Below are 24,588 nucleotides of genomic sequence, written 5' to 3' on the forward strand. Positions count from 1 at the left end.
ATGATTTCCCCGGACGCCCGCTGGCTGGTCACCGGCGCCCGGGGGCAGCTGGGCACCGACCTGTGCGCGGTGCTGGCCGGCGCCGGCGTGGGGTCCGACCGGCTGCTGGCGCTCGGCGCCGACCAGCTCGACATCACCAGCTCGGCCGCGGTGCAGGCGGTGTTCGCCGACTTCGGCCCGCAGCTGGTGGTCAACGCCGCCGCCTACACCGCCGTCGACCAAGCCGAGGCGGAGGAAGAGCGCGCCTACGCGGTGAACGCGACCGGCCCGGCGCTGCTGGCCGCGGCGGCCGCCCGGACCGGGGCCCGGCTGCTGCAGGTGTCCACCGACTACGTCTTCGCCGGTGACGCCGACCAGCCGTACCCCGAGCAGGCCCAGCCCGCGCCGCGCTCGGCGTACGGCCGCACCAAGCTGGCCGGTGAGCTGGCGGTGCGCGAGCTCGCTCCCGAGCACGGCTACGTGGTGCGCACCGCCTGGGTGTACGGCGCCACCGGCACGAACTTCGTCAAGACCATGGCGCGGCTCGAGCGCGACCGGGAGTTCCTCGAGGTGGTCGACGACCAGCGCGGCTCGCCCACCTGGTCGGCGGACCTGGCCCGCGGCCTGGTGCAGCTGGCCGGCAGCGACGCCGCCCCGGGGACCTACCACTGCACCGGGGCGGGGGAGACCAGCTGGTGGGGCCTGGCCCGGGCGGTGTTCGAGGAGCTGGGTGCCGACCCGGAGCGGGTTCGGCCCACCAGCACCGGCAAGTTCCCGCGGCCGGCCCCGCGGCCGGCGTACTCGGTGCTGTCGGACGCGGCCTGGCGGGCGGCCGGGCTCCGCCCGCTGCCGCACTGGCGAGCGGCGCTGCGGCAGGCGTTCGCCGAGGACCGCGCCGCATATTTGCCGGACTGAGTTCGGGCAGCTCCGGCGCGGGTAACAGCTCGGGAAACTCTGTCCCCAGGGGCATGCGCGACAGCGGTCGCTGGGGTTAGAGTCGTGTTAGATCCTCAGATCGCCGCGGCATTGGCCAATAGGTAAGTCGTAGGCACACAACTTCGGTGGCATGCAAAGCCGCCCCAATCCGGACTTACCGGCTCATAGCCTATGGGGCCGGCCCGAGGTGACGTCAGACATGTTCAGCATTCGACCGCAACGCCGGACCGCCGGCGACCACCCTTCCCAGCCCGGCCGGTCGCGGCGTGCGCTCGCCGCGGTGCTCGGCGGCACGCTGGCCTGCACCGCGCTGGCAGGGGTCTTCCCCGCACCGGCGGGAGCCTCCTGGCCGAACGGCCAGGTCGAGATCAGCGGGCACGGCTTCGGCCACGGCCGCGGCATGGGCCAGTACGGCGCCTTCGGCTACGCCACCCTGTACGGCTGGAGCTACACCCAGATCCTGTCGCACTTCTACGGCGGCACCACCCTAGCCACCCGGAGCCTGGGCACCCTCAGTGTCGATCTGACCGATTTCGACGGGGTGAACCAGGTCGCGGTCACCTCCGGCAGCCCGTTCAACGCAGGCGGGGTGGCGATCCCGGCCGGCGGCGCGGCGTTGCTGCGCTACGTCTCGGCGGGCTCCTACCAACTGGCCACCAGCGCCGGCTGCGGCACGCCGTGGTCGGCGGTCAAGCCGGTCACCTCGGGCGCGATCTCGGCGACGGTGCCGGCCACCTCGCTGTCGTCGATGCTCACCATCTGCTCCGGTTCGACCAAGCGCACCTACCGCGGGTCGCTGTTGCTGACCTCCGGCGGCGGCCTGACCCGGCTGGTCAACCTGGTCGGCATGGAGGACTACCTGCGTGGCGTGGTGCCGCGCGAGTCCCCGGCGTCCTGGGGGGATGCCAGTGGCGGCAAGGGCATGGCCGCGCTGCAGTCGCAGGCGGTGGCCGCCCGGTCCTACGCAGCGGCGCAGAACCGCTACAGCTGGGCCAAGACCTGTGACAACCAGAACTGCCAGGTCTACGGCGGGGCCGGCCTGAACGGCGTGGTCACCGAGGACTCCCGCACCAACACCGCGGTGAGCAGCACCGCCGGCAAGGTGCTCACCAACTCCTCCGGCGGCATCGTGTCGGCGGAGTTCAGCTCCTCGACCGGCGGCTGGACCGCCGGCGGCACGTTCCCGGCGGTCGAGGACCTCGGCGACGCCGCCTCGCCCAACCACGACTGGACCACCACCATCCCGGCGACCACCATCGGCAACGCCTTCGGGGTGGGCGTGCTGCAGGCGATCAGCACCACCGGCAACGGCCTGGGCGCCGACGGCGGCCGGGTGCTGACGGCCACCGTCAAGGGCAGCACCGGCACCGTCACCGTGACCGGCAACCAGTTCCGCAGCACCCTGGGGCTGATGTCGGACTGGTTCAAGGTGGCCAAGCCGCTGGCCACCCCGACGATGTATGTGACCGACTCGCTGACCAACCCGGTCACCACCACCGCGCGCGCCTTCGGAGCGCCCGGTGACCAGCCGTTCGCCTGTGACTTCGACGGCAACGGCACCGACAGCGCCGGGGTGTACCGATCGGCCACCGCGACCTTCTACTACCGCGACTCCTTCGCCGCCGACGCGCCGCTGCACGCGGTGCGCCTCGGCGTGCCGGGCGACCGGCCGGTGTGCGGGGACTGGGACGGCAACGGCACCGACACGGTCGGGGTCTACCGCCCGTCGAACTCGATGTTCTACCTGCTCAACACCAACATCCGGACGGCCAGCAGCCCGTTGACCCAGGTGCTGCTGGGCGGCGCCGGGGCGCTTCCGGTGGCCGGTGACTGGAACGGCGACAAGCGAGCCACTCCCGGCGTGTACGACCCGAAGACCGCCACCTTCTACCTGGTCAACACCCTGGCGCCCGGCTCGCCGCGGCTGAGCTACCGCTTCGGCCTGCCCGGCGACGTCCCGATCGCCGGCGACTGGGACGGCGACGGCACCGACAGCTACGGCATCTACCGCAGCCCCTGGTTCGCGGTGGCCAGCACCCTGGGCGGCCCGGCGACCTATGCCAAGTACGGCCTGGCCGGTGACCGGCCGATGGCCGGCGACTGGAACGGCGACCACAAGGACACCGTGGGGGTCGGGCGCGACTACTAGCGCCCGCCCGGTGCCGGTCAGCCGGCAGGCCCGTGGCCGGTCATCAGACGGGTCCTGAGTCGTTCCCCGGCGAGCGTCTCCCAGCCGCCGGTGGCCAGTTGGGTACCCTGGCCACGCGCTTCGCCGCCGCGGGGTGTGCCGGCCCACCGGCCGGACGAGTTCGACGCCAGACACGAGGGAAAGGTCGGCCATGCCCCGCGCGCTGATAACCGGGATCACCGGCCAGGACGGGTTGTACCTGGCGGAACTGCTGCTGGCCAAGGGATACCAGGTGTACGGGCTGATCCGCGGCCAGAACAACCCCAAGCGCGCCCTGGTCGAGCAGGAGGTGCCGGGTGTCAAGCTGCTGACCGGTGACCTGACGGACCTGTCCAGCCTGATCCGCGCCTACGCCCAGGCCCAGCCGGACGAGGTCTACAACCTCGGCGCGATCTCCTTCGTCGCCTACTCCTGGGAGAACGCCCGGCTGACCTCGGACGTCACCGGGATGGGCGTGCTGAACATGCTGGAGGCGACCCGGCTCTATGCCGGCGACGACATCGAGAAGGTGCGCTTCTACCAGGCCTCCAGCTCGGAGATGTTCGGCAAGGTGCAGGAGGTGCCGCAGCGGGAGTCCACGCTGCTCTGGCCGCGCTCGCCGTACGGGGTGGCCAAGGTGTTCGGCCACTACATGACGATCAACTACCGCGAGTCCTACGGCATGCACGCCTCGTCCGGCATCCTGTTCAACCACGAGTCGCCGCGCCGCGGGCCGGAGTTCGTGACCCGCAAGATCAGCCTGGCGGTGGCCCGGATCGCGCTCGGCCTGGACAAGGAGGTCTCGCTGGGCAACATCGACGCCAAGCGGGACTGGGGCTTCGCCGGCGACTACGTCGAGGCGATGTGGCGGATGCTGCAGCAGGACCAGGCCGACGACTACGTGGTGGCCACCGGCGAGACCCATTCCATCCGGGAGTTCCTGTCCATCGCGTTCCGCCGGGCCGGCATCCCCGACTGGGAGCGCTACGTCCACCAGGACCCGCGCTTCTACCGGCCGGCCGAGGTGGACCTGCTGATCGGCGACCCGGCCAAGGCCCGGCAGCGGCTCGGCTGGCAGCCCTCGGTCAGCTTCGAGCAGCTGGTGGAGATGATGGTGGACTCCGACCTCGCCGAGCAGCGGGCACTGGCAGGCGCGTGAGGCCGGTGTCCGAGCGGACAGCCTTCGTCACCGGGATCACCGGCCAGGACGGCGGGTACCTCACCGAGCGGCTGCTGTCCGACGGCGTGGCCGTACACGGGCTGGTGCACGGCTCCGACGAGCAGGTCGCCGAGCTGCGCCGGCGCTGTCCCGAGGCAGTGTTGCACTCCGGTGACCTGACCGACGCCGGCCGGATCGCCGCGCTGCTCGCCGAGATCGGGCCGGACGAGGTCTACAACCTCGGCGGCATCAGCTCGGTCGCGTTCTCCTGGGAGCAGCCGGTGCTGACCGGGAGCGTGTCCGGGCTCGGTGCGGTGGCGGTGCTGGATGCCTGCTGGCGGCTGCAGGACCGGACCGGCCGCCCGGTGCGGGTGCTGCAGGCCTCCAGCGCCGAGATCTTCGGCAACCCGGAGCGGGCGCCGCAGGACGAGCGCACTCCGCTGCGGCCCGCCACCCCGTACGGAGCCGCCAAGGCCTACGCCCACCAGATGGCCTCGGTGCTGCGCAGCCGGGGGCTGGCCGCCAGCACGGTGATCCTCTACAACCACGAGTCGCCGCGCCGGCCGGAGACCTTCGTCACGCGCAAGATCACCGCCGCCGCGGCCCGGATCGCCGCCGGCCGGCAGGACCGGCTGTCGCTGGGCAACCTCGACGCCCGGCGGGACTGGGGCTGGGCGCCGGACTACGTCGAGGCGATGGTGCGGGCGGTGCGGCACCCCGAGCCGGACGACTACGTGATCGCCACCGGCGAGTCGCACACGGTGGCCGAGTTCGTGGCGGCGGCGTTCGCCGCCGCCGGGGTGCCCGACTGGCAGTCCCGGGTGGTGGTCGACTCCTCGTTCGTCCGGCCGGTGGACGCCGTCGAGCAGCGCGGCGACGCCAGCAAGGCCCGGGCGGTGCTGGGCTGGGCGCCGACCCGGGACTTCGCCGGCATCGTCGGCGCCATGGTGGAAGCCGATCTCGCGCTGTTGTGATCAGCGCGGTGTGACTCAGCGCTCGCCCAACTTTGCACCACGGCCGGGTGGGCGTCCGGCGGGCGGTCAGTAAGGTGGGGGACAGGACGCCTGGGCCTTGAACCACCAGGGCCCCGTAACCGAAAGGAACGGGACATGCCTAACGTGACCAAGTCCATCGACGTGTCGGTGCCGGTGCGGACCGCGTACAACCAGTGGACGCAGTTCGAGAGCTTCCCCCACTTCATGGGCGGTGTGGAGTCGATCACCCAGACCGACGACACCCACTCGCACTGGGTGACCAAGATCGCCGGGGTCACCCGGGAGTTCGACACCGAGATCACCGAGCAGCACCCGGACGAGCGGGTGGCCTGGAAGAGCACCGACGGCACCACCCACGCCGGCGTGGTCACCTTCCACCGGCTCAGCGACAACGAGAGCCGGGTCACCGTCCAGATCGACTGGGAAGCCGAGGGGCTGGTGGAGAAGGCCGGCGCGCTGGTCGGCGCCGACGACCGCCAGGTGGGTGCCGACCTCGACCGGTTCAAGGAGTTCATCGAGAGCCGCGGACGCGAGGAAGGCGGCTGGCGGGGCGACGTCCAGGCCCCGACCACCTGACCGGGCACCCGTCGCTCGGCCGAGTTGCCCGACGGGCAGCGAATCCACCCGCAGCCAGGCGCGCTGGGACCGGCCGGCGCTCCACGGTCGGTAACATGTGCTGCTGGCAGCCCGCCCGCACCTGGGCCGGCTGCCAGCAGCCAAGTGGGCTGCCCACAGGCCGACGACGAGAATGAGGACCATGACCGCAGCCGGAACGAAGCTGCCGGCGCGGGCGAGCGCCGGGCCGGACGGGTCGGAGTCCCCGCTGGCCCGGGTGAACGCGCCGCGCAGCTTCTTCTCCGGCTCCGGCCAGACGGTGCGCGAGGTCTGGCAGTACCGCGAGCTGCTGGGCAACCTGATCCGCAAGGAACTCAAGGTCAAGTACAAGGACTCCGCGCTCGGCTTCGTCTGGAGCCTGCTGCTGCCGCTGGTGCAGCTCGCGGTGTACTGGCTGGTGATCGGCAAGTTCCTCGGCGCCGGCAGCATTCCCACCTACGGGGTCTACATCTTCTGCGGCCTGGCGGTCTGGACGCTGTTCTCCGAGATCCTGAGCACCGCCACCACCTCGATCGTGTTCAACGCCGGGCTGGTGAAGAAGGTCTACTTCCCGCGCGAGCTGTTCCCGCTGGCCGCGACCGGCGCGGCGGTGGTGAACTTCGTCTTCCAGCTGATCATCCTGCTGGTGGCCGTGGTGATCGCCGGGGTGAACTCCGACAAGTGGCCGCAGTTGAGCAACCTGCCGCTGCCGATCCTCGGCCTGGTGGTGCTGGTGGTGTTCGCCACCGCGCTCGGCCTGCTGCTGGCGGCGGCCAACGTCTACCTGCGCGACGTGCAGCACCTGATCACCGTGGTGCTGATGCTGTGGTTCTGGGTGACGCCGATCATCTACAACGTCCGGCGGGTCAGCAGCGAGCTGCCGTCCACGCTGTACACGGTCTACCTGATGAACCCGATGGCACCGGTGGTGTTCAGCTTCCAGAAGTTCTTCTGGCCGCAGGGCGAGGGCACCGAGTACGAGTTCTCCGGCAACGTCTACGGCCGGCTGGGTGTCATGCTCGCGGTGGGCCTGGTCTTCCTGTGGCTGTCGCAGCGGATCTTCGCGAAGGCTCAGGGCAACTTCGCGCAGGAGCTCTGAGCCGTGGCCGGCACGCCTGTCATCCGGGCCATCGACGTCTCGAAGAAGTTCGTGATCCGCAAGGACAAATCGCTCAAGGAGCGGCTGGTCAACGCCCGCCGGTCACGGGCCAACGCCGAGGAGTTCTGGGCGCTGCGCCACGTCGACCTGGAGGTGGAGTCCGGTCACACCCTGGGCCTGATCGGTGGGAACGGGTCGGGCAAGTCCACCCTGCTCAAGGTGATCGGCGGCATCCTGACCCCGACCGAGGGCTACGTGGAGCGGCGCGGCCGGCTGGCGGCGCTGCTGGAGCTCGGCGCCGGCTTCCACGGTGACCTGACCGGGCGGGAGAACGTCTACCTCAACGCCTCGATCCTGGGCCTGAGCCGGGCGCAGACCGACCAGTACTTCGACTCGATCGTGGACTTCTCCGGCATCGAGCAGTTCATCGACACCCAGGTGAAGTTCTACTCCTCCGGCATGTACGTCCGGCTGGCCTTCGCGGTCGCCATCCACGTCGATCCGGAGATCCTGCTGGTCGACGAGGTGCTCGCGGTGGGTGACGAGCCGTTCCAGCGCAAGTGCCTGGACCGGATCAAGCAGTTCCAGCAGGACGGCCGCACCATCATCCTGGTGACCCACAGCCTGGAGCAGGTCCGGCAGATGTGCGACCGGGTGGTGCTGCTCAACGCGGGCTCGGTGGTGATCGACGGCTCGCCCGCCGAGGCGGTCCGGCACTTCCGGGAGACCAACTCCGAGGCCGACCACGTCGAGCAGGCCGCCCGACGGCACCTGCTGACCATCTCCAACCCGCGCACCGTGGACGCCGCCGGCAGCCCGCAGCACACCTACCCGGTCGGGGCGAGCGTCGCGGTGGAGTACGACATCACCGCCGAGGACGGCGCCACGGTGACCGACTGGGCCGCCGGGGTGGCGCTCACCGACGCGTCCGGCCTGCTGATCTACGGCACCAACACGGTGTTGCAGAACATCGCGGTGGCCCCGGTCCGGGGTACCCGCACCGTCCGGTTCCGGTTCGACCAGCTGCCGGTCGCCGACGGCCAGTACTTCGTGACGCTGGCGGTGCATCCCAAGACCGGGCCGGACTACCACCGCATCGACCGCGCGATGTCGTTCCAGGTCACCAACAGCGCCAACGACCCCGGCGTGCTCGCGCTCAGCCCGAAGATCGAGATCGAAGAACTGCCGAGATGAGGAACTTCCTGCGATGAGCCTGTTCCAAGCCCGCACCCCGGCTGACGCGGCGAGCCTGCTGCCGGTCACCGACCAGCCGGTGGTGGTCATTCCGGTCTTCAACTCCTACGACGAGGTAGTGCGCTGCTACGAGGCGTTCTTCCGCAACACGCCGGCCGACGTCCCGCTGCTGGTGGTCGACGACCGCGGCTGGGACCGCCGGCCGTTCTCGGTGTTGAAGGAGGTGTACGACAGGAGTGCCCCGGCCCACGACGTGGTGGTGCTGGAGCAGGTTTCGAACAAGGGCTTCCTGCTCACCATGAACGACGCGTTCACCGCGGCCGGCCGCAGCGACGTGGTGATCCTCAACAGTGACGTGATCGTCGGGCCGCAGTGGCTGGAGCGGATGCGGGATGCCGCCTACTCCTCCTCCACGGTGGCCACCGTGACGGCGCTGACCAACCACGGCACCATCGTCTCGGTGCCCAAGCGCAACGTCGCCACCGACAACGTGCCGGGAGGGTTGTCGGTGGACGAGGCGGCCCGCCGGGTGGCGGCCGGCTCGCCCAAGCTGCGGCCGCGAATCCCGACCGCGATCGGGCACTGCACCTACGTCAAGCGCAGCGTGCTGGACGTGGTGGGCCTGTTCGACCCGGCCTTCTCACCCGGCTACGGCGAGGAGGTCGACTTCAGCCAGCGCGCGGTCGCGGCCGGCTTCGAGCACGTGGTGGCCGACGACGTCTTCGTCTTCCACAAGGGCGGTTCCAGCTTCGGCCGGTCGGCGGAGGTGGAGCGGCGCAAGCACGAGCACGAGCAGATCATCCAGCGCCGCTACCCCTACTACGGGCCGTGGGTGCGGCGGGCCTCGATGGACGACTACTCGCCGCTGGCCGCCTCGCTGCTGGCCGCCCGCCGCTCGCTGCAGGGCCTGGTGGTCGCCGTCGACGGGATGTGCCTGGGCCCGCTGCCGGCCGGCACCCAGGTGGTGGTGGTCGAGACGGTGCGCGCGCTGGCCGACCGGCCGGAGGTGTACCAGCTGCTGGTCTACACCCCGGTGGAGGTGCCGGAGTACGTCCGCGCCGCCTTCGACGGCAATCCCAAGATCACCATCCGGAAGACCCAGAACCTCAAGCCGCAGCTGGGCGAGAAGGCGCACGTGGCGTACCGGCCGTACCAGGTGCGCGACGAGGACGAGCTGGAGTGGCTGCGCAGCATCGGCGAGCGAGTGGTGGTCAACCAGCTGGACCTGATCGCCTACCACGACGCCGCCTACTTCGACCGGGACCACTCCTGGCGGGCCTACCGCGACCTGGCCAAGCTCTCGGCGTACGCGGTGGACGGGCTGACCTACCTGTCCGAGCATTCCCGCGCGGCGGCCCGGGCCGAGGGCCTGCTGCCCGACGACAAGCCGAACCGGGCGATCTACTGCGGTACCGAGCACACCGCGCTGGTGCCGGTCTCGGCGATCCGGCCGCCGGGCACGGAGTCGGCCGAGGCCGGTTTCCTGCTCTGCCTCGGGGTGTCCTACCTGCACAAGAACCGGCTGTTCGCCCTGGCGATGCTGGCCGAACTGCACCGGCAGGGCTGGCGTGGCTCGCTGGTGCTAGCCGGTGCACAGCCGCCGGACGGCTCGTCGCTGCCGGCGGAGGCCCGGTTCCTGCTCGACCATCCGGAGTTGGCCTCGTACGTGGTGAACCTCGGGATGATCAGCGAGGCCGAGAAGGTGTGGCTGTACTCCAACGCCGGCCTGGTGCTGTACCCGACGCTGTCCGAGGGCTTCGGGCTGGTGCCGTTCGAAGCGGCCCACTACGGAGTGCCGTGCCTTTCCACCCGGCAGGGGTCGCTGGTAGAGGTGCTGCCCGACGACATCCCGGTGATCGAGTCCTTCGACCCGGTGTCGGCTGCGGCTGCTGCCCGGACGTTGCTGGAGGACCCGGCGGCCGGGCAGAAGGTGATCGATTCGATCCTGGCCAAGGGCAGCGAGTTCAGCTGGGCCCGGGTGGCTGGTGAGGTGCTGGAGGTCTTCGAAGAGGTGACCAGCCGGCCGGCCTGCCGGGTGGTGGCGATCCGCGGTGAGCAGGGCTATGCCCATCTATCTGACGTCGGCATCGGGGGCGGGTCGGGGTCGCCGGTGAAGCGAGGCATAGACGCCGCCGTCGACTGGTTCCTGGCCCGGCCGGACCTGCGGGTCAAGCTGGTACCGCCGGGGTCTGCCCGGCAGGCGCTGGTCCGCCGGGCCATCGACGAGGTCCACCGCCGCTTCTAGATCTGGGTGGCCGGTTTCGGCTCTCGGACGGTTTCAACTCGTCAGTGCGATCCTGCCTGACTCACCTGCAGCTGATGGTGCCGCAGTATTGGCCGATGAAAGCGTGTGACGTCAGGGTCTCGGTCGCACCGTTCTGAGTCAGGGTCACCGACGCCCACACGTTGTTGTCGGCATTCGGCACCGAGAGGGTGCAGTAGTTGTAGGTCGAGGTGCAGCCGTTGACCACCGTCGTAAGAAGGTCGGACGAGATCGACCAGGCGTAGGTCGACGGTGCCGTCTCGTTCTGGATCCGGAACGAGATCTGGTACGAACTTGCGCCCATGCTGTTGGTGCAGTTCTGTTTGTACGTGATCACCTGACCGGGAGTGACCCGACAGGCAAGGGTTTCGCCGCCGAGCGCCGAGGCGCTGCCGGCGGTGGCTACCGCCAGGCCGCTGGCAGTGATTAACGCGGTGAGCAGGGACGTGAGGATGCGCATGAGGGGCCTCGCAAGGGAAGTCATTGATCCCGGATTAGGCAATTGCCCTGATACGCCAGAATAGCCAAGCTCTCCGGGCCGGACAAGTGCCGCATATCTGCGCCATCACGGTTGTTCCGGCAGTGGTCCTGAGTCCGGCCGTGGGGGTCGGATAGCACTCGGCTTGCCTGGGTCAGTGGCCTGTCGTGGGCTTTCGAGATGAATCCTTTGGGCCATCTGAGTTCCGCCGCGGGATCGCGACCCGGCTCGCTATCGGGTTCCGTAGACGTCTCCGCGAAGTCGTACCGCGAGAACCAAGATCTTCTTGCGATTTTCGTCGATTCGGTAGACCACGCGGTAGGTGCCTAGGTGGGCGGATCGACATCCTTCGTACGGGGCGGTGAGTTCGCCGCCCAGCCGGTAAGGGTTGGTAGGCAGCCGTTCGGTGATGAAGGTATAGGCCGCCCAGGCGACGGTTTCGGGAAGATCTCTCTGTGTAGCTCGGCGAGCTGGTCCGGAAAGTTCGACTGCCCAACTCTCGCTCACGCGGAGGTGGGACGGCGCGCCTGCATCGACTCGCGGAGGCTCTCGGCATCCACCGTGTTCCTAGCCGCGATGTCGGCCTCCGCCTCCCGGATGTCGGCGACCATCGCTGGATCGGACAGGATCGCAATGGTCTCTCGCAGGGCTTCGAGTTCGGCGTGTGAAACCAGGACGGCGGCAGGCTCGCCGTTGCGGGTGATGTCGATGTGCTCCTGCGTCTGCTCGACCAGCGCCACCAACTCAGACAGTCGTGCCTTGGCGTCGGTCACTGTCATCGTCTGAGACATAGTTCGAATTCTAGTCCGCTGACAGATTGACGCGCTACTAGCTCAGTCAGCTCGGGGGAGCCGGCTTCTGATTCGTCGAAGCCTGCGCAGATTGATCGGTAGGTGGTCGAGCGCTTGGGCTTTGAGTTGGTTCGCTCCTACGACGCCGCAGACAACGCATCTGTCAACAATGCGACCAGCGCCTCGTGCTGTACGTCGGCCGACGACCAGACGTTCTCATCCGAGCCGTCCAGCGCTCTGGCGGCCAGCCCCGCCTTGCTGTCGATCAGGGCAGCGATCTTGCTGTCGATGGTTTGCGCGGCGATGATGCGCCATGCGGTGACGGGTACGGTCTGGCCGATGCGGTGGCTGCGGTCGATGGCCTGCGTCTGTTCCGCGTCGGTCCAGGACAGCTCGGCCAGCACGAGGTTGGACGCGACCTGCAGATTGAGGCCCACGCCGGCCGCCGTCAGGGAACAGACCGCTATGGCGACCTCGGGGTCGTTAACGAAGGCGTCGATGTTCTTTTGCCGCGACGCCGGCGTCTGGTCGCCCCGGATCGAGGAGAAGCGGATCCCCTGCCTGGCGAAGACCTCCTCAGCCGCGTCCATGACGTCGATGTGCTTGGCGAAGAAGACCACCTTGCCGGCGCTGCGCGCGAGCTGTGCCGCATAGTCGGCGGCGAGGCCGGCCTTCGCCTGGCCGATGCGTCGCATCATGCTGAACACGTTCTCGCCGGTCCCCGTCGTGCTCGCGTCCTTCTGCTCCCAGGTGGCCACCTTGCGCACGAGGTCGTGGTCGATGCCGCTGCCGTCCACTGCGCCACCGGACCGGCGGTTCGCCAGCGCGGTCTCGTACCGCGACACCAGCCGGCGAGCGAGGTCGCGCTCTGCCGCGCGAATCGAACGGCCGACCTTCTCGTCGAGCTCGACGGGCAGGTCGGCGGTGCGGCGGGCGGGGATGTCGGCAGCAACATCGACCTTGCGGCGGCGGACGATGCCGAGATCGATCACGCACGTGCGGGCGGCGGCGTAGAACCCCGGGTCCGCGGGGGTCAGGCCGGTCTTCTCGAGGGAGCCCATCAGCTCGGCGAGCGGCTCGGTCTCGTCGATCCAGCCGAGGAACTGCCAGATGGCCAGGAAATCCTCGATGTCGTTGATCAGCGGGGTGCCGGTGAGGGCCATCAGCAACGGGCGCGAGGTGCAGGACCTGATGCGCTTGGAGAGCTCCAAGACGTGCTGCGAGCGTTGGGAGGACTTGTTCTTGATGAAGTGTGCCTCGTCGACGACCATGCCGCGGAACCCGAACTCGCCGAACCACCCCACGTGGCGGTCGAGCACCTCGTAGTTGACCACGACGATGTCGGCAAAGCCGTCGACCGTGTCACCGTTGCCGTGCACCGCGGTGGCCGCGCGGTTCGGCGTCCACAGGCCGGCCTCGCGTACCCAGTTGGTCTTCACGACACTCGGTACGACCACCAGCAGCGGGTAGGCGTTCGCCACCTGCGCGGCGAGCAGCGCCTGAGCCGTCTTGCCCAGGCCCGGCTCGTCCGCGAGCAGGAAGGTCCGGTGGCCAGCCGCGGCGGCGGCGACCAGCTGCGCCTGGTGGGGCATCAGTTCCCGGTTCCCCGGTACGCGCAACCGGGCCGGCGCGGGTAGGTCCATGCACGCCGAAGCTCCGCCCTCGGCACGTTCGAACGACCTGAGGAGCGGGTTGAGTAGCTCCCAGCCGGCCAAGCGGCGCGAACCGACCTGGCTCGGCCGGGCGGGGGAGAAGTCGGGGGCGAGAAACGGGTTGGCCAGCTGTCGAGATACGACCGACTGGGGCACGACCCGACGGTCGGTGCCGGCGGAGGCGGCCGCGGGCTCCGGCGGCGCGATCTCCTCCGGTGCCGGGTCGATACCCGCCGCCCGCAACATGTCCCGCTTGAGCGACCTGGCCGCGTCGGAGACGACGGCATCTTCGGCGAGCAGCGCGAGGAGCCTGGGGTCACGTACGGCGGTCTTCGCCAGGATCGTTGCGATCCCGTCCAGGCGCTTCAACCGCTCGGCCCGGCTGGCCTGGCTGCCGGTCTGCCGCCCCTGGACCCGGGCATGCTCCTCGCGCACCACCAGCGCGACGGCCTGGAACTTCGTGCGCACTGCGGGCGTCACGTGCCGACTCTCGACAGCTGCTTGCACCTCACGCACCGCACGAGCGAGCACCGACAGAACGTCTTCGGAGGCGTGGACACGCCGCCGCTTCGGCGAAGCGGTACGGCGAGTGCCGGTATGCCGCCGGCCTGGTCGAGCCACAGACTCCTCCTCCAAACCCGGCTCGGCGGCCGGACCCAAAAATGCGCACACCTACCCGCGGATGGGCGATGGATGCTCGCCAGGAGAACCCCGGGCGGCTGCTCCGAGACGCCGCTGGCACCACCGAAATCCGCGAGATCGACACCGCGGGGGCCGACGACCCTCAGCCACCAGTCCAGGGGATGGGCGACCGCCCCTGCTGGACTATCGAAAGCACACCATCGCCTCGGCTTGTGGCGACGGTGCAGATCCATGCTAGCGCCGGTCGGGCCCCGGCCGGGTCACGCGAGGTGAGGCCTTCGGTGCACAACGTGCTGCGGCCGGTCTCACCGGCCAACTGTTGGGCGCTGAAGACCGCCGGGTAGGGGTGCGAACCGGGCCGCGGTGCCGCAGCAGACCGGACGCCCTGGCCGCAAGCGCTGGTTTCGCCGGTCAGCTGTAGCCAGCCATGTGAGGGCTATAGCGAGCGATAGCCTGGCAACCATGGCGAGGATGACACCGGCCGAGGCGACAGCGGTGAACGTGCTCGCCTCCTACCTGGCAGGTATGGGTCAGTCGCTGCCCGCCGAGGTGGTGCGGGCACTGGAGACGCTGGCCAACCGCGCCCACAACCGGCTGCAGACCGGATGGGACGAGACCGCCGTCCGGCGTCAGTGGCCAGACGCTTACTCCGACTGAACCCGCCGACCCGAGCGGCCTGGGTCAGCTGGGGGAGCCGGCCTCCGGCTCGTCGTCGTCCGGCTCCGCGGTCGGCGCGGCGTGCCGGGGCTGGCCGGCCGGCGGTTCTCCCGGGTCGTCGGACGGCTCGGCGCCGGGCTGCTCGGTCTCGGGCTGGTGCCGCGGGCTGGGCTCGGAGGTGGGTTGGCCGTCGGCGATGGCCAGCAGCTTGATGCCGCTGATCGCGACCTGGGACAATGGCAGGTGCGCGGCCTCTGGTGGGATGTGCACCGCCTCGGACGACAGCGCCACCTTGACGATCCGGAAGCCGGCCTGGCGCATCGCGTCCTGCAGGCCGTCGGCGGTGATCTGGTTCAGGGTCAGGAACGCCTCGATCATGTCGCTGGCCAGTGCCTGGTCGCCGCCGCTGGAACGGATCCGGCGCAGGATCGCGTCCTGGCTGTGCCGGAACTGCGCGAAGCCGTCCGGGAACCAGTCGACCAGGTGGGTGCCGTGCGCGGAGTGGTAGAACGGCCACAGCTGGATGAACAGCACCCCGTGCGGGCGCAGCACCCGGCGGATCTCGTGCAGGATCGCCACCGGGTCGGCGATGTGCTCGAAGGCCGACCAGCTGATCACGTAGTCGAACTCGTCGTCCTCGGCCGGCAGCCGGGTCGGCTCGCTGGTGCAGAAGTACAGGTTGTCCGGCAGCTTCTCGATGCCGGCGAAGGTCGCGGCCCGCTCGGCCAGCTCCTCGATGTCGTGCACCAGGATGTCGAAGCCCACCAACCGGTCCGGCTTTGCCTGCAGCGCCACCCCGAGGTCGATGATGCCGTCCCCGCAGCCGATGTCGGCGACCGTCTTGCCCTCCAGGGAGATCCCGTCGCCGGCGAAGAAGTCGATGACCTGGCCGGCGGCCTGCTCGAAGTGGGCCTGCCACCAGACTTCGGCGTTGGCCGACTTGGAGTAGTGGTCGGTGGCCACGGCCGGTGGCGCCGCCTCGACCGCCGGTTCCGCGCCGCCGGCCCCGTCGAGCGCTGCGGCGTCGGACGAGGTGTCGGACGCCGGTCCGGTCGAGATGCTGGGCTCTGACACGGTCTCTCCTAGCTGCGACGGCGGGTTCAGGCGGGTGCCTGGTAGCTGCGGGGCGGCCCGCGCAGCGCAGTTTATCGGTCGGCCCGCCACCACCGGCCCGCACCGCCGGACACCGCCCCTGACCGGCCGGACCGGCCTCCGATGCGATACTGGCCTCCGTGGTGAGCCAGGCAGCCGTTGCTTCCGAACCGGGCCAGACCGCGGCGCCGGTGAACCCGCGCAGGCTGCTGGACTGGCTGGCCGTCGTGCTGGTCGTGGTGCAGGCCGGGCTGCTGTACCGGTTCATGAGCGTCGGCTACTGGTTCCTGGACGACTTCGAGAACCTGGAGCTCGCGCAGACGTCCCCACTGTCGTCGGACTACCTGAACCTGACGGTGTTCGGCCATCCGCAGCCAGGTAACCGGCTGGTCAACTGGCTGCTGATCAGGGCGTTCGGCCTGAACTACCAGGTGGCCGCCGGCCTGGTGGCGGTGGGAATCGGGCTGACCGCCTTCACCGTCTACCGGATCCTGCGCAACCTCTTCCCGCCGAGCCCGCTGCACCTGGTGTTCGCCTCGATGGTGGGCGCCACCGCGCTGTGGCTGCCGACCGGGCAGTGGTGGGCAGGTGGGTCCGGGGTGACTGCCTGCTCGCTGGCCAGTGCCCTCAGCTGCGCGTCGCTGGTCCGCTGCTACCTCAGTGAACGGGACGGCCGGCGGATGCTGTGGGGGCTGCTGGCCGGCCTGTGGATGCTGGCCGGGCTGATGTTCTACGAGCGCACCCTGTTCGGCGGCCTGTTCGGAGCCCTGTTCCTGCCGGCGGCGGTGAGCCCCAGCCTGCGGCCGCGAGAAGTGCTGCGGGTGGTGCGGCAGGCCTGGATCGGTTACCTGTCGCTGGCCGCGGCGGCCGCCGGGTTCCTCTGGTACTACCTGACCGGCTCGTTCGTCCGCAAGCAGCCGGGCTACACCGGCGGCGAGGTGGTGCACTACCTGTGGGTGGCATGGAGTCACTCGCTGGTGCCGGGGCTGTTCGGCGGCCCGCTCAACAGCAACCCGCTGGGGCCGGAGTCCACGGCCGGCACCCCGCTGTGGTGGCTGGTGGTCACTGAGGTGGCGCTGGGCCTGATCGCGCTGCTCGGCCTGCGCCGGCTGGGCTGGCGGTCGCTGCGCGGCTGGCTGATCCTGCTGCCGATCTTCCTGGTCGCCCAGTACTCGATCGCGACCGCCCGGCTGGCCTCGCACGGGCCGCGGATCGGCAACGAGTTCCGCTACCTCTCCGACATGCTGCCGCTGGCGGTGCTGGCGCTCGCGGTGGTGCTGCTGCGGCCGGGCCCCGACCCGACCCGACCCGATTCCGCACCCGCGGACGGCCGGCCGCTGCATGCTCCGCGCGGCCGCCTGGGCGGCAGTTGGCGCGGCATGAACCGCCGCCACCTGCTGCTAGGCGGGGTGGCGCTGCTGGTCACTTGGACGGTGTTCCTCACCTCGGCGGTGCCGATCTCGCGGCGCTGGAGCACCGCGCCCGGCCGCGACTACATGGCCAACCTGCGACGGGGCATCGAGGCGGCCGACGCCCGGGGGCCCTGGAGCCTCTACACCACCATGGCGCCGAACACGGTGTCGCTGACCACGTACGGGCGCTACAGCAGCACGCCGTACCTGGCCCGGCTGGTCAGCGGGCACGAGATCTCGACCGACGACCTGCGCCGGCCGATGTACCTGGTGGACCCCGCCGGCCAGCTGGTGCCGGCCCGGCTCGACATCCGCGCCCGGGCCGAGCTGTCCTGCACTACCGACCGGCAGCAGGTCGTCGCGCCGGTGCGGCCGGCGCTGGACAAGGGGTTCTGGACCGTGGTGTTGCGTTACCGGGTGGCCAAGCTCTCGTTGCTGCGGTTCGCGGTCTTCGACGGGGGCCGCTACGTGGAGGCGACCGGATCGTTCCGGGGCTTCCCGGTGACCGGCTCCGGTGAGCTGACCTTCATGACCCGGGCCACCGCGATCCAGACGCTGCGACTGGACGCCCGGCAGGCCGGCGTCTGCCTGACCGAGGTCCGGATCGGCCGGCCGCTACCGGCTAGCTGACCCGCAGCCCCGGGTATTTGCGGTCCAGTTCCTCCCGGCGAGCGCGGGCCTGGGCCCGTAGCTCCCTCACCTCGCGAGTTTCGCCTTCCGGACTGTGAAAGAGGTCCGGGTCAGCGGGGAACATCGCCTCGATCTGCTCCGCCGTCAGCTGCGTCAAGGCACTGTCAGTACCACTTTTGGAGTTCAGGTCAGGTGTCATATGAGCTTCCAGTCATCCGACAGTTCTGAGAATACCGCTCACCAGGATGATGACAGCGGAGCCGAGCAGCAGCACGGAGGCCGACCGCAGTCGTCGTGTCTTGGTCAGCAGCCGCGCTTCATTTCTCGTCTGCAGGAGTATCCGCAAGTTCAGCACCATGAGCCGGGTGTGCACCGCAGCCGCGTCAAGGTACCGGTCACGGAGGTCCCGCGATGCGACAGCCGCCTCGATGCGCGGGACTATCACCCACGCCGCGGCGGCACCGGCCGCGATCGCCAGGGCCTGGCCGAGGAGCGCGGTGACGCTGGTGGTGGTGCCGACCAGCGCGACGATGACGCCGGCAGCGCCCAGGATCATGCCGGCCTTGCTATCGATGCCGTTGGCCCGGTCGCGGTAGGAGTCGTCCTCGCGCTCCAGGACCGACTCGATGACGCCGAGCGAGGGGACCTGCTCCTCGCTCGGCGTTCGGATCGGCTGCACCGCGGACTCCCATTCGGACGCTGGGTGGTCGCGCGGACAACGTTGTCACCAGGCCGGTAACGAAAGCGACCACCATCGGTCCCGGCAGGTTACCGATCGGACGAGGGTGGGAGCCCGATCGATAACCTGCCTGTGGACGGACGGGATCAGCCGCCCGGCCTGTGGACGACCACGTCAGCCGACCCGTCTGTGGACGACCACGTCAGCTGACCGCCCAGTAATGGGTGGAGCCGTGCGTCGACTCGACCCACTCCTGGCCGCACAGGATGGACACCGCGCGGCCGGTGTTCGGGTCCTCGACCCGCACCACCTTGGTGCACCGGCGCACGAACAGCTGGTCGGCCGGCCACTCGGTGAACTGGCCGTTCAACTCCAGCTTGCGAGTGCCGCTGCGGACCCGGTAGGCCGACATCGGCGTGGCGTTGCCCAGCGGGTGCAGGCCGGGACGTGGCTGCCAGTGGCCGGCCGGGCAGTACCGGACCGCGCCGTAGGCGGGGAGGGGAGAACTCTGCATGAGGGACCTCGATGGGGCGGCTGGGGAGGGTGGTCGAACATACGTTCGATAATAGGTGGCAGGACGGCGGCTAGACCAGAGCCATCTGCCTTCGGTTACCCGGCGGACCACTAGGCGTTCACCGCCGCGGCGGCCTGCACCCGCGGGCGCAGGGTGGTGCGCCACCGGTTGCCACCGGCGCAGGTGATGCAACCGGGGTCCGGCCCGACCACGTCGCGCGGGTCGACCTGGGTGCCCGGCCGGGACGGGTCGCCCACCACGTCGATGTCCAGCCACTGGGCCGGCGGCCGCACCCCGGACAGCCACGCCGCGAGCTCGGTCAGGGCGGCGTTGACGGTCAGCCCGTTCAGATAGACCACCGACGGGTTCGCGGTGCCGGTGCCGTAGCCGTGCAGCCGGTCCAGTTCCCGCTGGGCGGCGGGCTTGGCCCACCGGGCGATCTCGGCGGCGTCCAGCTCGCCCAGGCAGGTCAGGCACGGCCCGGGCGGCGCGGTGAGCACCACCCGGCCGCCGAGCGCGAACGGCTCGGCGGAGTCGTCCACGCCGGTGGCGATGTCGAGGTAGGGCGTCCGGGTGAGCACCGCGATCTGGTTGAGCCGGTTGCGCGGGCCGTCGTTGTCGACGCAGCCGATGATCAGGTCGACGTCGTCGAGCTCCGGGTGCTCGCTGGTCGCCGTGATCCCGCCCGCGGTGACCACGGTGCCCATCGGGTCGATGGCGCGCATCCGCTTGCGGGTCACCTCGGTCTTGGGCCGGCCCACGTCGGCGTAGCCGGCGGTCACCATCCGGTTGAGGTTCGAGATCTCGACCAGGTCGTCGTCCATCAGCAGCACGTTGCGAAAGCCCAGGTAGGCCAGCCCCTGGGCCAGCTGCGACCCGGTGCCGCCGACCCCCACCACCGCGACCCGCAGGGTGGCGATCGCGGCCTGGGCCCGGGTGCCCAGCAGCGGCACCTGCCGGGACAGCCGCTCCTCGGTGACCGGTCTGGCGTTGAGCACCCGCAACTGGTCGCCGTAGACGGTGATGGTGTCGAACTGGCCGCGCTCGACCCGGCCGCGCTCGTTCAGCCGCCACCACTCGGCGTGCACGGCGCCGTCGGCCCAGACCGCCGCCGCGTACGGGAGGCCGCCGAGCAGGTCCAGGCTGTAGACCACCGTGGGGGCGAGGGCGTCCTCGTCGACGGCGGAGAAGCCGGCCGGGCCGTGGTGGTGGTTGTGGAACTCGACGATGCCGTACCCGGTGACCAGGGCGTAGTTGTGCACGTGGTCGAGGGCCTGGTCGCGGATGTACCAGCCGTCGATGCCGCGGCTGGTATCGGCGTCGTCGATCAGCACGCTCTTGACCACCTCCAGCACCGGGCCGGCGGCGGTGTTGGAGATGGTGCGGGTGTAGGCGAAGGCGAACCGTTCGCCGCTGCCGGCCGACAGGTGCCGCTCGATCCGGTTCCAGTGCTCCGGATCGGTGAACTTCAAGGTGCTCACGGTTTCCCTCAGCTCGCTTCGTCGAGTCGGGTGAGCGCCCCGGCCAGGTAGTCGGCCAGGGTGCTGCCTGCTGCCGGGTCGGCCCGGGGGCGCCAGTCGGCGGGATGGACGTGGTAGGACAGCTGCAGCCACGGCCGGCCGGCGTGGGTCTGGATGCCCTGGCAGTTGCCGGGAACGGCGCCGCTGGTCAGGGTCAGGTCCGGCCGGACGCAGACGTTGTCCGGCTGGCCGGCCGGGTAGTTGACCGGGATGGCGATCAACACCTCGGTGTGCTGCCGCGACCAGCCGGGCGGCAACCGGTGGCTGGCCAGGGTGAGGGTCAGGCCTTCGGCGTCGATCGTCGCGGCCGGAAACGCCTGGCGCAGCAAGGGTTTCTCCTGCGCCAGGCGTTCGGCCAGCTCCGCCGGCACGGGAACCGGCTCAGCCACGCTTGAACCGCGGACGACGCTTGAAGTGGGCACCGGAGGCGAGGTTGACGGTGTCCGCCGCGGTGACCGTGACCCGGGAGCCGTCGTTCAGGATCTGGATCAGGCCCTGCTGCGGGTAGATGCCGGCCTCGAACATGATCTGGCCCCCGGAGATGGTGGGCTGGTCGTACTCGTAGCTGGTGCCGTCCACGTCGTAGCCGAAAGCCGCCTGTGGGCGGGACAGCGGGCGCTCGGTCCCGGTGTCGACCCGCACGCCGGCGTCGAAGATCGATTGCGTCATCGTCAGTCCTCCTGGTGGGTGCCCCGATTCCGGGCCCTCACTCCAAGGTCGAACGCATCAACCGTTCTGCAACCGGCGTGTCTTCGTTAATTTGTCACCGGTCTGTGGTACGCGCGTAGGTCAGGGACACGGTGTCCGGCGCGGTCGCCTGCAACCGCCGGGCGATGCCCTCCTCGTAGGTGGTGACCAGGATCTGGCCGATCGCGCCGGCCTGGGCGGCCCGTACCAGGGTCTGGGCGACCGCCGCCCGGCGTGCCGGGTCCAGGTGCTCCAGCGGCTCGTCGAACCAGATGGTGGAGGCCCGGGTCGCCGAGGTGGCCAGCAGCAGCCGGGTCACCAGCACCGCGACGGACCGCTCGGCGCCGCTGAGGTCCTCCAGTTCCAGGTCGATGCCGCCGTGCGTGAAGGTCAGCTCCCCGGACGGGCCGAACTGCAGCCCCTCGGAGCCGAACAGCAGCTTCCAGCGGTGCGCGATCTCGGTCGCGAGAGGGTTGATCCGCTGGGTCAGGTAGCGGTCGGCCAGCTCCGTCATGCTGTTCTGGGCCACTTCCAGCACCAGGTCCTCGCGGGTGGCCGCGACCAGCGCGGCCTGGTCGGCGGCGGCGGTGTCGAGGTCGGCCAACCGCTGCCGGGCGGCGCGCAGTTGCGCGGTGAGCGCGCCGTGCGCCTCGGCCAGTTCCACCCCACGCCGGCGGGCGGCGGCCAGCGCCTCGGCAGCGGCCGGCCCTGGGTCGGCCTGGTCCGGCTCGACGGGCGGCCGCAGCCGGTTCAGGGCGGCGGTGAGCCGGGAGATCGTGGTGAGCCGGGCGCGCAGCCGGCGGGTCTCGTCCCGGTGGGAGGAGATGTCGGTGCCGGTGTCCTCGCCGACCCGGCCGTGCGCGGCGAGGGCGGTCTCCCGCTCGTGCTCGGATAGCGGGCGCAGGCAGGTGGGGCACTGGCCGGCAGCCGTCGCCAGCAGCTGGGCGGCCGAGGCGGACCGGGCGGCCCGCACCTCGGCCGCCGAGGTGGCGGCCATCGCCTCGTCGAGCGCGGCGGCGGTCTGCTGCTGGGTCTCGTCGAGGGCGGCGAGCAGATCCCGGTCGCCCAGCTGCACCAGGTCGGCCATCTGGGTGGCCAGCGTGGTGGCCTTGGCGTCGAACTCGGCAGCCTCGGCCCGGTACTGCTCCCAGCGGGTGGCCAGCCGGGCGGCCGGTTCTGCGCCCGCCACCTCGGCCGCCAGCTGCTCACGCCGCGCCGTCAGCGCGGCCAGCCGGTCCTCCAGGCCGGCGATCTCCTGGCTGACCGAGGCGAAGGCCTCGTCGCCGGCCTCGGCATCGGCGCGCAGCGACCGGATGGAGGTCGCCAGCTGCTGGCGGCGCTCGCCGAGCTCGGACGCCGCGGTGAGCAGCGTCTGCACCCCGAACACCTCTGCCAGGTGGTCCCGGATCGGGAACCCGGTGGCCTTGCCGCCGGGTTCCCGGCCGAACACGATCGCGTCCAGCACCCCGGCCTCGGCCGACCAGGCCTTGGCCAGCAACGCGGCGAAGTCCTGCTCGTCCAGGGTCTCGCCGGCCACGTTCGCCGAGAAGCTGCTCGCGCCGGAGCGGCGCAGCGACCGCTCCACCCGCACGTCCGGATAGCCCGGCAGGTCCAGGTCGAGCTCGACCGTCGCCGTCTCGTGGCCGCCGCGGATCGCGCGGACCGCCGCCCGGCGGTCGGGCAACCCCAGCAGGCACCAGCGGACCGCCTCCACCAGCGAGGTCTTGCCCACCCCGTTGGGGGCGACGAAAAACGTCACCGGACGGGTCAGCCGCAGGTCGAGGTCCTCATAGGCCCGCCAGTGCCGCAGCCGGATCCGGCCGATCATGACGCGAGCGCTTCGGACAGGGCCGACAGCCGGGACAGCAGGGCGTCCCCGGACAGCCGGCCGGCCTGGACGTCGACCACCAGGCCGGCGATGTCGGCCGGCTCCAGCGCCTTCAACGAGGCGACCGCGGCCCGGCGGTGTGCCAGCCGGGGCCGGGCCCGGCGCGCCTGCGCCAGCGTGCTGGTGGCTACCGCGGTGGCGTCTGCAGTCACGTCGCCGAGGTCGATCAGCTCACCCAGCCCGACGACCCGCTCCCAGTGCGGCAGCCGGGCCTCGAAGTACCGGCCGAGGGTGACCTCCAGCGGCCCGGCCGGAACTCCCACGCCGGGCTCCAGCCAGCCCCGGACCGGGTCGACGGAGGCGTTGACGTCCGCCGCGGTCAGCAGCACCGCGTCCAGGGCGTCGAGGGAGGTCAGGCAGACCGCCGAGACGTCGGGGTAGTAGCGCAGGAAGAACGCCACCCCGGACGGCTCCCCGGCGGGCAGTCCGTCCGGCGCGCCGAACACCGCGACGGTGTTGCCCAGCGCGCTGCACTGGGCCACCGCCGACATCTGCGGCGACTGCCAGTGCCGCCAGGCCGGCGCGTAGTCCAGCACCACCTGGCCTTCGAAGCGCAGCTCCAGCTGGCGCAGCGCCGCCTCGACCGGGTTCGCGCCGTCCGCCGGGTTCGCGCCGTCCGCCGGGGAACCGGCCGCGGGCCCCGCCAGCCCCAGCCGGATCGCCACCGGGTCCTGCTCCAGCGGCGGCAGCGCCGGAGCCCGGTCGGCCAGCGCCGACACGATCGCGAACTGCTCGGTGATCCGGCGCCGCTGGTCGGCGGTGAGCTGGCCGAGGTCCGGCTCCGGGCCGCGGCCCCGCAGGAACGCCAGGTAGCCGTCGACCAGATCGCTGGCCACATCGTCGAAGTCAGCTGCGTCGACCACGGGAGATCTCCTTTCCGGCTGGCTTTCCTGCCGGTTTTCCGGCTGCGGTGGCACGCTGGCGCCGTACGCAGCGGCGCAGCGCCTCCAGCGCCCGCGCGCGTTGCCGGCTCACCGCCTGGTGCGAGGTGCCCACCGTCAGCGCCCAGTCCGACAGCGTCTGGCCGCCCATCACCGTCGCCCGGACCACCGCGCGCTGGTCGGTGGTCAATGCCTCCAGGCAGCTGGCCACCAGCTGGTGCAGCGCCTCCTCCTCGGCGGCGGCCAGGATCTCGCGCCGGTCCGGCAGGCTGGTGGCGATGTCGAGGGCGTCCAGGCTGGACAGCCGCTGGCGCTCCCGCAGGATGCGCCGGCCCTCGTCGATGCCGCGCCGGTAGGCGATGGTCCGGGACAGCCCGACCGGCGAGGTCATCGCGGCCGGATCGCCCCGCAGCAGCTCCAGGAAGGCGGTGTAGACGACGTCGGACACCCGGTGCTCGTCCGGTGGCTTGGCAAGCACCCGCTGGATACCGCGGCGGGCGTACTGGTGCATGCCCTCGCGCAGCGACTCGTACAGGCTGCCGACATCGCCGCCGTAGCCTGTCTCCCACCGCTCCACGAGCTCGGCGAGCTCGCGACCGTCGTCGTCCATCACTGACAGGTCGTCCGCGGCCGGCGATGTGCAACCCCCGCCGGCCCGCGAAAATGCGCGGGCGGGTGC

23 protein-coding genes are annotated in these 24,588 nt (G+C 70.7%); 10 read left to right on the forward strand and 13 right to left on the reverse strand.

What is annotated here, in order from left to right; translation table 11 throughout:
* The 8 genes from rfbD (at window position 1) to VLJ82_RS09705 (ending at window position 10,368) form a co-directional block, all read left to right on the forward strand.
* On the forward strand, window positions 1–894 hold the full coding sequence (rfbD, locus tag VLJ82_RS09670) for a dTDP-4-dehydrorhamnose reductase (protein ID WP_408663133.1): 894 nt from the start codon (window positions 1–3) through the stop codon (window positions 892–894).
* 220 nt (window positions 895–1,114) lie between these two features.
* A complete protein-coding gene (locus VLJ82_RS09675; RefSeq protein ID WP_408663134.1) occupies window positions 1,115–3,064 on the forward strand; it encodes a SpoIID/LytB domain-containing protein in 1,950 nt (649 codons plus the stop codon).
* 190 nt (window positions 3,065–3,254) lie between these two features.
* Window positions 3,255–4,241: a GDP-mannose 4,6-dehydratase gene (locus VLJ82_RS09680; RefSeq protein WP_408663135.1), complete on the forward strand. Its 987-nt coding sequence runs from the start codon at window positions 3,255–3,257 to the stop codon at window positions 4,239–4,241.
* A gap of 5 nt (window positions 4,242–4,246) precedes the next feature.
* The gene (locus VLJ82_RS09685; RefSeq protein ID WP_408663136.1) at window positions 4,247–5,215 is read left to right on the forward strand and encodes a GDP-mannose 4,6-dehydratase; all 969 of its coding nucleotides are present in this window, start codon (window positions 4,247–4,249) and stop codon (window positions 5,213–5,215) included.
* Window positions 5,216–5,350: 135 nt separating this feature from the next.
* Complete coding sequence (locus tag VLJ82_RS09690; RefSeq protein ID WP_408663137.1) at window positions 5,351–5,812, forward strand: SRPBCC family protein; 462 nt, start codon at window positions 5,351–5,353, stop codon at window positions 5,810–5,812.
* 181 nt (window positions 5,813–5,993) lie between these two features.
* A complete protein-coding gene (locus tag VLJ82_RS09695) occupies window positions 5,994–6,929 on the forward strand; it encodes an ABC transporter permease (protein ID WP_408663138.1) in 936 nt (311 codons plus the stop codon).
* A 3-nt stretch (window positions 6,930–6,932) separates the two neighbouring features.
* Window positions 6,933–8,123: an ABC transporter ATP-binding protein gene (locus VLJ82_RS09700; RefSeq protein ID WP_408663139.1), complete on the forward strand. Its 1,191-nt coding sequence runs from the start codon at window positions 6,933–6,935 to the stop codon at window positions 8,121–8,123.
* Between the two features lie 13 nt (window positions 8,124–8,136).
* Window positions 8,137–10,368 (forward strand): glycosyltransferase, encoded by a 2,232-nt coding sequence (locus VLJ82_RS09705; protein WP_408663140.1) that lies wholly within the window; start codon window positions 8,137–8,139, stop codon window positions 10,366–10,368.
* 61 nt (window positions 10,369–10,429) lie between these two features.
* Here the strand turns inward: VLJ82_RS09705 and VLJ82_RS09710 are convergent, their stop codons facing one another.
* The 4 genes from VLJ82_RS09710 to VLJ82_RS09725 all read right to left on the reverse strand — a co-directional run bounded on the left by VLJ82_RS09710 (window position 10,430) and on the right by VLJ82_RS09725 (window position 13,928).
* Window positions 10,430–10,846: a hypothetical protein gene (locus VLJ82_RS09710; protein ID WP_408663141.1), complete on the reverse strand. Its 417-nt coding sequence runs from the start codon at window positions 10,844–10,846 to the stop codon at window positions 10,430–10,432.
* A gap of 249 nt (window positions 10,847–11,095) precedes the next feature.
* Window positions 11,096–11,371, reverse strand: coding sequence for a type II toxin-antitoxin system RelE family toxin (locus tag VLJ82_RS09715; RefSeq protein WP_408663142.1), 276 nt, complete (start codon window positions 11,369–11,371; stop codon window positions 11,096–11,098).
* A complete protein-coding gene (locus tag VLJ82_RS09720; RefSeq protein ID WP_408663159.1) occupies window positions 11,368–11,643 on the reverse strand; it encodes a type II toxin-antitoxin system Phd/YefM family antitoxin in 276 nt (91 codons plus the stop codon). The genes VLJ82_RS09715 and VLJ82_RS09720 overlap by 4 nt, the downstream gene beginning before the upstream one ends.
* 149 nt (window positions 11,644–11,792) lie before the next feature.
* Window positions 11,793–13,928, reverse strand: coding sequence for a DEAD/DEAH box helicase (locus VLJ82_RS09725; protein WP_408663143.1), 2,136 nt, complete (start codon window positions 13,926–13,928; stop codon window positions 11,793–11,795).
* Between the two features lie 483 nt (window positions 13,929–14,411).
* Between VLJ82_RS09725 and VLJ82_RS09730 the strand changes: the two genes are divergently transcribed.
* Window positions 14,412–14,606 carry a hypothetical protein gene (locus tag VLJ82_RS09730; RefSeq protein WP_408663144.1) on the forward strand — a complete coding sequence of 65 codons (195 nt, stop codon included), beginning with the start codon at window positions 14,412–14,414 and terminating at the stop codon, window positions 14,604–14,606.
* 24 nt (window positions 14,607–14,630) lie between these two features.
* Here VLJ82_RS09730 and VLJ82_RS09735 read toward each other — a convergent pair whose 3' ends face one another.
* A complete protein-coding gene (locus VLJ82_RS09735; protein WP_408663145.1) occupies window positions 14,631–15,680 on the reverse strand; it encodes a methyltransferase domain-containing protein in 1,050 nt (349 codons plus the stop codon).
* A 158-nt stretch (window positions 15,681–15,838) separates the two neighbouring features.
* Between VLJ82_RS09735 and VLJ82_RS09740 the strand changes: the two genes are divergently transcribed.
* Window positions 15,839–17,740 (forward strand): hypothetical protein, encoded by a 1,902-nt coding sequence (locus VLJ82_RS09740; RefSeq protein ID WP_408663146.1) that lies wholly within the window; start codon window positions 15,839–15,841, stop codon window positions 17,738–17,740.
* 211 nt (window positions 17,741–17,951) lie between these two features.
* Here the strand turns inward: VLJ82_RS09740 and VLJ82_RS09745 are convergent, their stop codons facing one another.
* The 8 genes from VLJ82_RS09745 to VLJ82_RS09780 all read right to left on the reverse strand — a co-directional run bounded on the left by VLJ82_RS09745 (window position 17,952) and on the right by VLJ82_RS09780 (window position 24,519).
* The gene (locus VLJ82_RS09745) at window positions 17,952–18,419 is read right to left on the reverse strand and encodes a hypothetical protein (RefSeq protein ID WP_408663147.1); all 468 of its coding nucleotides are present in this window, start codon (window positions 18,417–18,419) and stop codon (window positions 17,952–17,954) included.
* Window positions 18,420–18,621: 202 nt separating this feature from the next.
* The gene (locus VLJ82_RS09750) at window positions 18,622–18,933 is read right to left on the reverse strand and encodes a hypothetical protein (RefSeq protein ID WP_408663148.1); all 312 of its coding nucleotides are present in this window, start codon (window positions 18,931–18,933) and stop codon (window positions 18,622–18,624) included.
* A 110-nt stretch (window positions 18,934–19,043) separates the two neighbouring features.
* Window positions 19,044–20,414, reverse strand: coding sequence for a ThiF family adenylyltransferase (locus VLJ82_RS09755; protein WP_408663149.1), 1,371 nt, complete (start codon window positions 20,412–20,414; stop codon window positions 19,044–19,046).
* A gap of 8 nt (window positions 20,415–20,422) precedes the next feature.
* Window positions 20,423–20,842: an E2/UBC family protein gene (locus VLJ82_RS09760; RefSeq protein WP_408663150.1), complete on the reverse strand. Its 420-nt coding sequence runs from the start codon at window positions 20,840–20,842 to the stop codon at window positions 20,423–20,425.
* A complete protein-coding gene (locus VLJ82_RS09765; protein WP_408663151.1) occupies window positions 20,835–21,122 on the reverse strand; it encodes a multiubiquitin domain-containing protein in 288 nt (95 codons plus the stop codon). Before VLJ82_RS09765 ends, VLJ82_RS09760 begins: the two co-directional genes overlap by 8 nt.
* A gap of 94 nt (window positions 21,123–21,216) precedes the next feature.
* Window positions 21,217–22,968 (reverse strand): AAA family ATPase, encoded by a 1,752-nt coding sequence (locus VLJ82_RS09770; RefSeq protein WP_408663152.1) that lies wholly within the window; start codon window positions 22,966–22,968, stop codon window positions 21,217–21,219.
* Window positions 22,965–23,891 (reverse strand): hypothetical protein, encoded by a 927-nt coding sequence (locus tag VLJ82_RS09775; RefSeq protein WP_408663153.1) that lies wholly within the window; start codon window positions 23,889–23,891, stop codon window positions 22,965–22,967. Before VLJ82_RS09775 ends, VLJ82_RS09770 begins: the two co-directional genes overlap by 4 nt.
* On the reverse strand, window positions 23,875–24,519 hold the full coding sequence (locus tag VLJ82_RS09780; protein ID WP_408663154.1) for an RNA polymerase sigma factor: 645 nt from the start codon (window positions 24,517–24,519) through the stop codon (window positions 23,875–23,877). The genes VLJ82_RS09775 and VLJ82_RS09780 overlap by 17 nt, the downstream gene beginning before the upstream one ends.
* Window positions 24,520–24,588: the final 69 nt, after the last annotated feature.

It is taken from the genome of Jatrophihabitans sp., assembly GCF_035474675.1.
Taxonomy (GTDB): domain Bacteria; phylum Actinomycetota; class Actinomycetes; order Mycobacteriales; family Jatrophihabitantaceae; genus Jatrophihabitans_A.